At 69.6% G+C, this 11,017-nt stretch carries 12 protein-coding genes; 9 read left to right on the top strand and 3 right to left on the bottom strand.

The window, feature by feature from the left end; genetic code table 11:
• The first annotated feature begins 37 nt into the window (after positions 1-37).
• Entirely contained in the window at positions 38-520 is a 483-nt protein-coding gene (locus tag DFP74_RS16190; protein ID WP_121182440.1) for a hypothetical protein, read from the top strand.
• A 206-nt stretch (positions 521-726) separates the two neighbouring features.
• On the opposite strand, the gene DFP74_RS16185 is transcribed toward DFP74_RS16190, so the two are convergent.
• Positions 727-1,191, bottom strand: coding sequence for a flavodoxin family protein (locus DFP74_RS16185; RefSeq protein ID WP_121182439.1), 465 nt, complete (start codon positions 1,189-1,191; stop codon positions 727-729).
• Positions 1,192-1,366: 175 nt separating this feature from the next.
• On the opposite strand from DFP74_RS16185, the gene DFP74_RS16175 reads away from it, so the two are divergent.
• The 7 genes from DFP74_RS16175 (at position 1,367) to DFP74_RS16145 (ending at position 9,109) form a co-directional block, all read left to right on the top strand.
• Entirely contained in the window at positions 1,367-2,314 is a 948-nt protein-coding gene (locus DFP74_RS16175) for a hypothetical protein (protein WP_158613008.1), read from the top strand.
• 82 nt (positions 2,315-2,396) lie between these two features.
• Complete coding sequence (locus DFP74_RS16170) at positions 2,397-2,969, top strand: DUF4352 domain-containing protein (RefSeq protein ID WP_121182438.1); 573 nt, start codon at positions 2,397-2,399, stop codon at positions 2,967-2,969.
• A 313-nt stretch (positions 2,970-3,282) separates the two neighbouring features.
• Complete coding sequence (locus tag DFP74_RS16165) at positions 3,283-4,125, top strand: nitrilase-related carbon-nitrogen hydrolase (protein ID WP_121182437.1); 843 nt, start codon at positions 3,283-3,285, stop codon at positions 4,123-4,125.
• 11 nt (positions 4,126-4,136) lie between these two features.
• The gene (gene hydA / locus DFP74_RS16160) at positions 4,137-5,543 is read left to right on the top strand and encodes a dihydropyrimidinase (RefSeq protein WP_121182436.1); all 1,407 of its coding nucleotides are present in this window, start codon (positions 4,137-4,139) and stop codon (positions 5,541-5,543) included.
• Positions 5,544-5,557: 14 nt separating this feature from the next.
• Entirely contained in the window at positions 5,558-6,568 is a 1,011-nt protein-coding gene (locus tag DFP74_RS16155) for a TIGR03842 family LLM class F420-dependent oxidoreductase (RefSeq protein ID WP_121182435.1), read from the top strand.
• A gap of 101 nt (positions 6,569-6,669) precedes the next feature.
• Positions 6,670-8,232 (top strand): NCS1 family nucleobase:cation symporter-1, encoded by a 1,563-nt coding sequence (locus DFP74_RS16150; RefSeq protein WP_121182434.1) that lies wholly within the window; start codon positions 6,670-6,672, stop codon positions 8,230-8,232.
• Positions 8,233-8,662: 430 nt separating this feature from the next.
• Positions 8,663-9,109 carry a hypothetical protein gene (locus tag DFP74_RS16145; protein ID WP_147453877.1) on the top strand — a complete coding sequence of 149 codons (447 nt, stop codon included), beginning with the start codon at positions 8,663-8,665 and terminating at the stop codon, positions 9,107-9,109.
• A gap of 167 nt (positions 9,110-9,276) precedes the next feature.
• Here the strand turns inward: DFP74_RS16145 and DFP74_RS16140 are convergent, their stop codons facing one another.
• Positions 9,277-9,738, bottom strand: a complete 462-nt coding sequence (locus DFP74_RS16140) for a helix-turn-helix transcriptional regulator (protein WP_121182432.1) — start codon at positions 9,736-9,738, stop codon at positions 9,277-9,279.
• 210 nt (positions 9,739-9,948) lie between these two features.
• Here DFP74_RS16140 and DFP74_RS16135 point away from each other — a divergent pair, with 210 nt between their 5' ends.
• Positions 9,949-10,734 carry a hypothetical protein gene (locus tag DFP74_RS16135; protein ID WP_121182431.1) on the top strand — a complete coding sequence of 262 codons (786 nt, stop codon included), beginning with the start codon at positions 9,949-9,951 and terminating at the stop codon, positions 10,732-10,734.
• On the opposite strand, the gene DFP74_RS33310 is transcribed toward DFP74_RS16135, so the two are convergent.
• Positions 10,735-10,956: a hypothetical protein gene (locus DFP74_RS33310; RefSeq protein WP_147453876.1), complete on the bottom strand. Its 222-nt coding sequence runs from the start codon at positions 10,954-10,956 to the stop codon at positions 10,735-10,737.
• Positions 10,957-11,017: the final 61 nt, after the last annotated feature.

Here is an 11,017-nt window from a genome sequence, read left to right as displayed (position 1 = left end):
AATCCCTGCGTCATAATCGAAATACGCGGGAGACAAAGTGGCAACCCCCACCTACAAGAAGGTCGCCTATGGGTGCCTCGGAGCCATCGCCGTGGCCTTCGTCGGCCTCTTCGCCCTCCTCTTCGCCCTGCCGGAGGACAGCTCTGACTCAGACACTTCCGAACGAGAAGCGGAAGCCGAGGAAGCGAGCCTCGCCGAAGCAACCCGCGACTACTTCTATGACGATCGCATCACAGTGGTCGACGGCGAAGATCAATTCGACAGCCCCGGTGAATTCGACGAAGAAATCGACCACCAGGTGCCCGTAACAGAATGGCAGGATTCAGAGAACGCGCATGAGATCGTCGTGACCGCGATCCCCTTGAATGATGAGCAGTACAACGACCTGTGCCACATCCTCATCGAGTACGCGTTGCCCCCCGGGCTCGACGGGAGAGACGGACGGCTCGACCTCCGCAGCGTGATCGTCGAAGACGAGGACGGCGAGGTGCGCGCCTCCTGCGAGGCCGACTGGAAATAATCCCCGGAAAGCATCCGCACCGGAACCGGTCGGGGAGTCCCCGCTCTCCCTGGCCGAAGGCCGATCGAAGAGGGCCCGGAAACAGAAAAACCCGGCGCTCGGCCGGGTTGGGCGCACTCGTGGTGCTGCGAAACAGTGTGCGCCATGGACGGGCGCCGCGCAAGTGCCTGACCGCATTTCTTGCTACGGCCCCGAGAACGCGCAGATCAGGACCGGTGATCCTCCAGGGCCGCCAGCGCGGTGACCGCGCCCAGCTCCCAGCAGGCCTCGCGGTCCGCGCTGTCCGGACGCCCGGTCACCGCCACGGGCGGCCGGTGCCGCCGCCAGCCCATCCCCTTGGTGATCGACTCCACGGCGCGCACGGCGCCGGAGGTGTCGTTGTCGCCGTGGACGTAGAGGGAGTACGGCAGACTGTTCGTATCCCCCATCGCGGGATAATAGACAGTGTCGAAGAAGACCTTCAGGGCGCCGGACATGTAACCGATGTTGGCGGGAGTCCCCAGGACGACGGCGTCGGCCGCGAGCAGATCTCCCACGGTCGCGGCCAGGGCCGCCTTGGCCTGCACCTCCACGCCTTCGATATCGTCGGTCCCGGCACCGTCCATCACCGCCGCCAGGAGCTCCTGGGTGGCGGGCGAGACAGTGTGGTGAACGATGAGCAGTCGTGCCATACCCCCACACTAGGCAGTACGCGTTCGGAACCCTTGCGGCCCCGTCGGCGTCAGAACCACCAGAGACCAACAGCCGCTGTTCGCGGGCGACTCGGCCGGACCAGTCCCCGAGCGCCTCCCCCAGCGATCGGGGGCAGGTACCCGCCCAGCTCGCAGCAGAAAGCCAAGGACCACCATGAGCCAGCCTCCCCACGGCCCCTACGGGGGACCTCCGCCCGGAATGCCCCCGCAGGGCCCGCCCACCGGCGGCCAGCCCCCGATGGGCCCTCCGGGCGGCATGCCGCCCGGGGGCGACCCCTACGGCCACGGGCCGGGCGGGCCTGGTGACCCCTACGGCCACGGCCCCAGCGGCCCGAACGACCCCTACGGCCAGGGTCCCGGCGGTCCCGGCGACCCCTACGGCCACGGCGCCGGCGGAATGCCCCCCGGTGGAATGCCGCCCGGCGGGATGCCCCCCGGCGGCGACCCCTACGGCGCTCCGTACCCGGGCGGCCCCCAGCCGGCCCAGCCCAAGAAGACCTCGCCGTGGCTGTTCGTGGGCCTCGGCTGCGGTGGCCTGTTCATCATCGGCATCGTCCTGGTCGTCATCATCGTCTTCGTCGCCAACGGCGACGACGAGCCGAGCCGCCCCACCGGCGGCACGGGCGGCACCTCCGCTCCCGAGGTGGACCCGGAGACCGACCCGGAGACCGACCCGGGCACCGACACCGAAGGCAGCACCCCCACCGGTCCCACCGGTGGCACGCTCGGCGACTCCGTCGAGCACGAGGGCATCATCTTCACCCCGCTGGAGATCGAGGGCCCCTACTCCGAGCTCGACATCGACGGGCAGACCTTCACGCCCGAGGGCGAGTACATCCTCCTGTGGCTCGAGGTCGAGGCCGCGGACACCTCCGAGTCGTTCTGGCGCGACGAGCAGCACGTCTACACCAGCAGCGGTGAGGCGATCGAGGAGGACTACGACGCCACCCGGGCGATGGAGGGCATGAACCAGACCCTGACTCCCGGTACCCCGCTCGAGACCGCGATCATCTTCGACGTCCCCGACGCCGACGACCTGGCCTCCATCGGTCTGAGCGCCGAGACCTACGGCGGCAACGAGATCGAGTTCGAACTGAACTGACCCGTCGACCGACGGAGCGGAAGCAGGCGCGCAGGGCCGCCGGGGACACCCCGGCGGCCCTGCGCTTTCGAGAAAAGACGACATGCACGATCCCGGGCCCATCCCCCAAGCGCCCCGCAAGAGGTCCCCCTGGCTCCGGTTCGGCCTGGGGTGCGGCCTGCTGAGCCTGCTCACGACCGTGGCGGTCATCGCTGCCCTCGTCCTGGTGGTGACCGGCGACGACCGCGGCGGCACGTTCGACGTGGGCGACCGCTTCGAGGTCGAGAACGTCCACTACACGGTCAGCGCCGTCCACACCGGCGTCCCCAGGCTCGGCGACGCCCTCCAGAACGCCCGGCCCGACGAGCACGGCGCCTTCGTGCTCGTCGTCCTCAGGGTCACCAACGAGCGCCGTTCCGAGCTCGCCGTGGACACGTCCGACTTCCTCCTGTACGAGGGCGGCACCGCCTACGAGCCCTCGACCGAGGCCGGCGCGGCCATCCTGGTCGACAACGACTTCGGCTTCGACGACGGCACCGAGTACGGCACCGTCAACGCGCGTGAGGTCCGGGACATGCCGCTCCTCTACGACGCGCCGGACACCGACCTCACCCACATGACGGTCACCCCCGGGGCCGACCCCGACCTCAGGGTCATCGTCGACCTCTCCCCGTGACACCGCGTGGGCGGCCCGTCCGTGCCCGTACAGGCGCGGACGGGTCGAAATCGCACCCGTGATCTGTGCGGACGCATGAAATTCAGTCCGAGAAAAGCCCCCAAACCTGTCTTTTCCTCTGAATTCATCCGCCCCACAAAGGACATTGCGTCACTCTTCGGCACGATCACGAAACCGGGTAACCCGCCCGTAGCACGGACGCGGGCACCACGGTCATTGACCCACCATTCCTCCCTTCCCTAGTGTTCCGGCACGCGCACCACCTACTCGCACGACCAGTGCGAACAGGCGCTCACCGAGGAGCGAGGGAACCATGCCGCACACCGTCCGTGCCGCGCTCGTCCAGACCGAGTGGACCGGCGACACCGAATCCATGATCGCGGCCCACGAGAAATACGCCCGTGACGCCGCCGCGCAGGGCGCCAGGGTCATCGGATTCCAGGAAGTCTTCAACGCGCCCTACTTCTGCCAGGTGCAGGAGGCGGAGCACTACCGCTGGGCCGAGTCGGTCCCCGACGGCCCCACCATCACCCGATTCAGCGCGCTGGCCCGCGAACTGAACATGGTGATGGTGCTGCCGGTCTTCGAGATCGAGAAACCGGGCTTCTACTACAACACCGCCGCCGTCATCGACGCCGACGGCACCTATCTCGGCAAGTACCGCAAGCACCACATCCCGCAGGTCAAGGGCTTCTGGGAGAAGTTCTACTTCCGCCCCGGCAACCTCGGCTGGCCGGTCTTCGACACGGCCGTCGGCCGGGTCGGCGTCTACATCTGCTACGACCGCCACTTCCCCGAGGGGTGGCGCGCGCTCGGCCTGGCCGGCGCCCAGCTCGTCTACAACCCCTCCGCCACCCACCGCGGCCTGTCCGGCTACCTCTGGCGGCTCGAACAGCCCGCCTCGGCGGTCGCCAACGCCTACTACGTCGCCGCCATCAACCGGGTGGGCGTGGAGGAGTACGGCGACAACGACTTCTACGGCACCAGCTACTTCGTCGACCCGCGCGGGCAGTTCGTGGGCGAGGTCGCCTCGGACACCGCCGCCGAACTCGTCGTCCGCGACCTCGACTTCGACGTGATCGACGAGGTCCGGCAGCAGTGGGCGTTCTACCGTGACCGCCGCCCGGACGCCTACGGACCGCTGGTCGAGGGATAGGGGGCGCGCACATGGCACGAACCGTCATCAGTGGCGGCCTGGTCGTCACCGCGGCGGAGGAGGTCGAGGCCGACGTCCTGGTCGAGGACGACAAGGTCGCGGCCCTCGCCCTGCGCGGCAGCGACACCGCGCGCACCTGGGCCGACAGCGGCGCCGACGTCATCGACGCCGCCGGGCACTACGTGATCCCCGGCGGGGTGGACGCGCACACGCACATGGAGATGCCCTTCGGCGGTACCTACTCCGCCGACACCTTCGAGACCGGCACCCGGGCCGCCGCGTGGGGCGGCACCACGACCATCGTCGACTTCGCCATCCAAAAGCCCGGGCAGGCGGTGCGGGACGGCGTGGACGCGTGGATGGCCAAGGCCGACGGGAAGTGCGCCGTCGACTACTCCTTCCACGCCATCCTCAGCGACGTCAACGAGTCCTCGCTCAAGGAGATGGACGTCCTGGTGGACGAGGGCATCACCTCGTTCAAGCTGTTCATGGCCTACCCGGGGGTGTTCTACAGCGACGACGGCCAGATCCTGCGGGCCATGCAGCGCGGCGCCGCCAACGGCGCGCTGACGATGATGCACGCGGAGAACGGCATCGCCATCGACGTGCTGGTCGAGCAGGCCCTGGCCGAGGGCCGCACCGACCCGCGCTACCACGGCGAGGTCCGCAAGGCCCTGCTGGAGTCCGAGGCCACCCACCGCGCCATCCAGCTGGCGCGCGTGGCGGGCGCCCCGCTGTACGTGGTGCACGTGTCGGCGAACGAGGCCGTGGAGGAGCTGGCGCGGGCCCGCGACAAGGGGCTCAACGTCTTCGGCGAGACCTGCCCGCAGTACTTGTTCCTGTCCACCGACAACCTGGCCGAGCCGGACTTCGAGGGCGCCAAGTACGTGTGCTCCACGCCGCTGCGCCCCCGGGAGCACCAGGAACACCTCTGGCGGGCGCTGCGCACCAACGACCTGTCCGTGGTCTCCACCGACCACTGCCCGTTCTGCTTCAGCGGGCAGAAGGAGATGGGCCGGGGCGACTTCTCCAAGATCCCCAACGGCCTGCCGGGCGTGGAGAACCGGATGGACCTGCTGCACCAGGCCGTGGTGGACGGACACATCAGCCGGCGGCGGTGGATCGAGATCGCCTGCGCCACCCCGGCGCGCATGTTCGGCCTCTACCCGAGGAAGGGCACCGTCTCCCCGGGCGCCGACGCCGACCTGGTCGTCTACGACCCGGCCGCCGAGCAGGTCGTCTCCGCGAAGACCCACCACATGAACGTGGACTACTCCGCCTACGAGGGCAGGCGCCTCACAGGCCGCGCGCGCACGGTGCTCTCGCGCGGACGGGTCGTCGTGGACGGCGGCGCCTACCTGGGCGAGGCCGGCCACGGCCGGTTCGTGCCCCGGTCCACCTGCCAGTACCTGGTCTGAGGAGGAAGCACAGCGTGGACATCGGACTCGTCCTACAGACCGACCCGCCCGCCGACCTGCTGGTCGAGCGGATGGAGCGCGCCGACCGGTGGGGATTCACCCACGGGTGGACCTTCGACTCGGTCGTGCTCTGGCAGGAGCCCTTCGTCATCTACAGCCGCGTCCTGGAGCGCACCCGCGACCTGGTCGTCGGCCCGATGGTGACCAACCCGAGTACGCGCACGTGGGAGGTCACGGCCTCCCTGTTCGCCACGCTCAACGACATGTACGGCAATCGGACGGTGTGCGGCATCGGCCGCGGCGACTCGGCGATGCGCGTGGCGGGCCGCAAGCCCGCCACCCTGGACCGGCTCGGCAGGGCCATGCGCGCCATCAAGGACCTCGCGGAGGGGCGGGAGGCGGACGTCGACGGCGCCGCCATGCGCATCCCCTGGGTGAAGGACGGCGCGCTGCCGGTGTGGATGGGCGCCTACGGGCCCAAGGCGCTGGCGCTGGTCGGCCGCCAGGCCGACGGGTTCATCCTGCAACTGGCCGACCCGTACCTGACCGAGTGGATGGTCAAGGCGGTGCGCGCGGCGGCGGCCGACGCGGGCCGCGACCCCGACGAGGTGAAGGTGTGCGTGGCGGCGCCCGCCTACGTCACCGACGGCTCGCCGGAGGCGCTAGCGCACGCCCGCGACCAGTGCCGGTGGTTCGGCGGGATGGTGGGCAACCACGTGGCGGACCTGGTCTCGCGCTACGGGGAGCACTCCGGCGCCGTGCCGGACGAGCTGACGGACTACATCCGCGCCCGCGAGGGATACGACTACAGCCACCACGGCCGGGCCGACAACCCGGACACCGCCTTCGTCCCCGACCCGATCGTCGACCGGTTCTGCCTGCTGGGCACGGTGGACGAGCACAGGAAGAAGCTGGACCGGCTGCGCGAGGCCGGAGTCGACCAGTTCGCCGTGTACGCCATGCACGACGACGTCGACGGGGTCATCGACGCCTACGGGACCGAGATCATCCCGGGCCTCGCCTGAAACACCGAGTCAACAACGGGCGCGCACACTGGCTCCGGCACAAAGGAGCACCGTGCGCGCCCGTCAGATCCCCCTTCGGCTCCACCGAAACCAGGTGTCACGTGACCCACGCCCCTCCCACCCCCGAACCCGGCACCGCCGCCGTCACGCACGCCGACGGCCGGGTCTCCCTTCCCGAGGGCGCCGCCCTGCCGCCCGGCGCCTTCGTCAACTCCGACCTGCACCCGGTGCCGATCTCCAAGCGCACCTGGGGCACGGGCAGCTTCACCGCCCTGTGGATCAGCATGTCGGTCAACATCCCGGCCTGGACGCTGGCCGGCGGCCTTGTCGCGGTGGGGATGGACTGGCGCCAGGCGGTCCTGACCATCGCCCTGGGCAACCTCATCGTGCTGGTGCCGATGGTCCTGACCGGCCACGCCGGCGCGCGGTACGGCATCCCCTATCCGATCTTCGCGCGGGCCTCGTTCGGGCTGCGGGGCGCGAACCTGCCGGCGCTGCTGCGCGGCGCGGTCGCGTGCGGCTGGTACGGCATCCAGACGTGGATCGGCGGCCAGGGCGTGTTCATCCTGGCCGGGCGCGTGTTCGGCACGGGCTGGAGCGAGGCGGCCGTCGTCGGCGGGCAGCCGTGGACGATGTGGGTGTCGTTCGGACTGTTCTGGCTGGCGCAGCTGGCGATCATCCTGTGGGGGATGGAGGGCGTCCGCAAGGTGCAGGTGTGGGCCGCCCCGCTGATGCTGGTGGGCGGTGTCGCCCTGCTGGCGTGGATGGTCGTGCAGGCGGGCGGGTTCGCGCCGCTGTTCGCGGTCAACTCCGAGCTCGGCTGGGGCCCGGAGTTCTGGGCGCTGTTCTTCCCGTCGCTGATGGCGATGATCGGCTTCTGGGCGACCCTGAGCCTGAACATCAGCGACTTCACCCGGTTCGCCGCCACCCAGCGCGCGCAGGTGCTGGGGCAGTCGTTCGGCCTGCCGACCACGATGGCGGCGTTCGCGCTGCTGGCGGTCATGGTGAGCGCGGGCACGCAGGCGGTGTACGGCGAGACCCTGTGGGACCCGGTGGAGATCGTCGCGCAGATGGACAGCGGCATCGCGCTGCTGTTCGCGATCTTCGTGGTGCTGCTGGCGACGGTGTCCACGAACATCGCCGCCAACCTCGTGGGGCCCTCCTACGACCTGGCCAACCTCAAGCCGCGGCTGATCAGCTTCCGCACGGGCGCGGTCATCACGTGCCTGGTGAGCGTCGGGATCATGCCGTGGCGGCTGATCTCGGACCCCAACATCTACATCTTCACGTGGCTGGGCACCGTGGGCGGGATCCTGGGGACCGTCGGCGGCATCCTCATCGCGGACTACTGGCTGCTGCGCGGTACGAGGCTGGACCTGAACGCGCTGTACACGCGCGGATCGGCGTACTGGTACGCGGGCGGCTGGAACTGGCGGGCCCTGGCGGCGTTCGCGGTGGGCGCGGTCCTGGCGGTGGGCGGCTCGCACTCCGCCCCGGGCGCGGGGCCGTTCCCGGAGGAGGGGATCGTCCCGTTCCTGTCCCCGCTCGCGGACTACGGCTGGGCGGTGGGCTTCCTGTCGGCGATGGTCGTCTACTGGGCCCTGAGCCTGGCCTTCCCGAGCCGGAGCCTGGAGCGGGACCCGGTGACCACCGGGGATTCCTAGGGGGTGTTCCGCGGGGCCGCGTCGTGCGGCGCGGCCCCGCGACCGTCACGGGCGGGGCGCGGGGAGCCCGACACCGAAGGCGCCGTCATCGTCGTAGTAGTGCTCTTCGCCCTCTTCGTACTGTTCGTCGTCATCGTCATCGTCATCCATCGAGCGATAAGCCTCCTTCTGGCATCCCATGAAAGACGCTCGATGCCGGCAAGAAGTTGAGAGTTCGAAAGTCACGAGTTCAGTACGCCGGGGTCACGGACTCGGTCGCAGCGCGGGCGACAGCTTCCTTCGTCCTGGGGGTTGTGCACCGCACGGGCGCACGCTGACTTCGTGTTGGATCAAGAGAGATGCCACCGAGAACACGGTGGCTTTTTTGTGCCCGCGGGACGCGGGCCTCCCCTCCCCTTCTCCAGGCGTGCCTCCCGGCACGCCTTTTTTCATGCCCACAGGAAGGCCGGCCGTGCTCGGATACCAGGAGTTCCCCGCGATCATCACCGCCCTCGTGACCACCCTGTCCGAAGCCGACGGACTCTCCGGAGTGACGATGGTCGACGGCCCGCGCACGCCTCGCCGAGCGCGTGGAGGAGGCCGAGGCCGCCCTGGCGGAGTGCTACGAGACGATCGTGTTCCGCGCCATCGCGCCCAGCGATCTGGAGGCGCTGATCGCCGCCCATCCCCCGAGGGTGACGCGGAGAACGCCTCCTGGAACGCCGACACCTTCCCGTTCGCCCTGTTCTTCGCGAGTGCGGAGGGCGAGGACATGACGGAAGAGGACTGGCGGCGCCTCCTGGAGCACGACGTGTCGCACGGCGAGAAGTTGGAGATGCTGCTGCTCGCCCAGTCGGTGAACGTCCGGGCGCCCTCTCCCCGGATCCCAAAAGACTAGACGCCGACCCCGGCCTGGCCGTCGAACTGGCCGTGTGCCACCTCTACCGGGCCTGTCCCCGTGACGGCCGACCGCGGTTGAGCGCACATGTGGCAACGACGAGAACGGGGCCGACGGAACACCAGTTCCGTCGGCCCCGTTCTCGTCGTGTCGTGTATCGATGCCCGTCACCCCTCCAACTGGATGCGGGCCATCTCCACGACCTTGGCCAGCTCTCTCTCGACCTGCTCTCGGGAACGGCCGTCGCGCACCACCAGCCGCGCGGTGAAGGGGTTCCCGGCGATCTCGCGCGTCAACTCGTAGCAGACGGCGTCCCCCTCGGCCCACCAGGTCAGATCACCGTGGCCGCCGCGCTCGCCGCGGGTTCCCTCGGAGACCTCCGGGCCGCCGCCGGCCAGGACTCGGTGGACCGAGCCCGGGGACCAGCCCAGAGCCTCCTCCAACTGGCGGACGGTGAGCTCCCTGGGGACGCTCCGGCCCCTGCGGATGTCTCGTAGGGCCTGGCCGGACATCCCGGTGTGGTCGGCGAGGTCGCGCCACCTCATTCCCAGGGCCAGGCGGCGTTCGTCCATGGCCCGGTCCAGGAGGTCGTAGCGGAGGGCGGGGGCTGGGGAAGCATCCTTCGGCATGCCACAACCATAAGCGAGATTGGGCACAACTAGCGCAAAGTTTGTTTAACTTGGCCAACTTTGGATAGCCATAACACCCCACCTGGAGTTAGTGCAAACCCTGCCACCACGGAGCTCGCCGGGACCGCAAACCCATCCCTAGACCCTTGAAAGTTTGCTCTACTTTGGCTAAGTTTGCCACATGTCCCCCGTAGTACGAACGGAGCACACGTGAGCATCCCCTGTGGTGTCCCCTCCTGCGTCAACCCCGTGGCCGACGACGCCCTCGTCTGCGCGGGCTGCGCCCAACGCCTCGCCAACGCCCTGGAGCTCGTGGTCGGCGACGGGGACGGAGGTCTCGCGGAGGATCTGGACCTCACACTGTCCAGGCAGCGGCGCACGGGCCCGGGCAACATGGGGCGCAGGTCCACCGAGACGCCCCTGGCCTACGATCCGACGGCGTCGGAAGCGGCCGCTGTCCTGCGCAACACCCTGTCCACCTGGTGCCGCCTGCTGCACGAGGAGATCGGGGGGCGCCTCCCCGCCGACACCACCCCGGCCATGGCCGCGTGGCTCGGCCGGTTCGTCTCATGGCTGCGCCGCTCCGACTTCGGCCCCGAATGCGTCGACGAGGTCCTCGCAGCCGTGGCCGAGGCCCAGCGCGCCGTCGACCTGCCGGCCGAGCGGGTCATCGCGGGCCTGTGTGAACAGTGCGGCTCCGCGTGCTACGCACGGCCCGGAGCCGAACACACCCGGTGCCGCGAGTGCGACACTCCGCTGGCCGTGCGGGACGGACGCCGGCGCCTGCTGCTGGCCGCGGGGGAACACCTCGTCACCGCGGCCGACGCCGCACGCGCGCTGAACACGCTCGGCCACGAGGTGACCGCCGCCGCGGTACGCGGGTACGCCCGGCGGGGACGGCTCACGTCCCGTGGCACGGGGTCCGCCGGCCGGCCGTTGTACAGCCTGGGAGAGGTCATCGACGTGTACCTGGACGGTGTGCGACCAGTGGCGTGATCATGCCGCGGCCTCCAGCCAGCGCAGGAGCACGACCTGCTCGGAGGAGGTGAGGAGGAGAGCCGCGTCGGCGAGGATGTCCCCGACCGGCAGGTCGATGCGGACGAGCACCAGGACCTCGTCTCCCCTGGTCACGACGGCCACCGGGAAGGACAGCTGTGTGGGGGTACATGCACAGATCCTCAGCCCGGTCTGCCCCGACACCCCGAGTCCTGCTGTCATCTGATGGTCTACCCCGTTTCATCCTGCGAACCAAACTCCCATAGATGATCACCTGAAGGTG

Origin of the sequence: Nocardiopsis sp. Huas11, from assembly GCF_003634495.1 — a bacterium.
Lineage (GTDB): Bacteria > Actinomycetota > Actinomycetes > Streptosporangiales > Streptosporangiaceae > Nocardiopsis.
The sequence above is the reverse complement of the archived record's forward strand: the minus strand, read 5'-3'. Positions and strand labels throughout refer to the sequence as shown.

Coding starts and splice junctions, on each gene's coding strand:
- DFP74_RS16145 (WP_147453877.1), top strand. CDS start 8,663: ATGCCCACAGGAAGGCCGGCCGTGCTCGGATACCAGGAGTTCCCCGCG.
- DFP74_RS16170 (WP_121182438.1), top strand. CDS start 2,397: ATGCACGATCCCGGGCCCATCCCCCAAGCGCCCCGCAAGAGGTCCCCC.
- DFP74_RS16185 (WP_121182439.1), bottom strand. CDS start 1,191: ATGGCACGACTGCTCATCGTTCACCACACTGTCTCGCCCGCCACCCAG.
- DFP74_RS16175 (WP_158613008.1), top strand. CDS start 1,367: ATGAGCCAGCCTCCCCACGGCCCCTACGGGGGACCTCCGCCCGGAATG.
- hydA (WP_121182436.1), top strand. CDS start 4,137: ATGGCACGAACCGTCATCAGTGGCGGCCTGGTCGTCACCGCGGCGGAG.
- DFP74_RS16140 (WP_121182432.1), bottom strand. CDS start 9,738: ATGCCGAAGGATGCTTCCCCAGCCCCCGCCCTCCGCTACGACCTCCTG.
- DFP74_RS33310 (WP_147453876.1), bottom strand. CDS start 10,956: ATGACAGCAGGACTCGGGGTGTCGGGGCAGACCGGGCTGAGGATCTGT.
- DFP74_RS16165 (WP_121182437.1), top strand. CDS start 3,283: ATGCCGCACACCGTCCGTGCCGCGCTCGTCCAGACCGAGTGGACCGGC.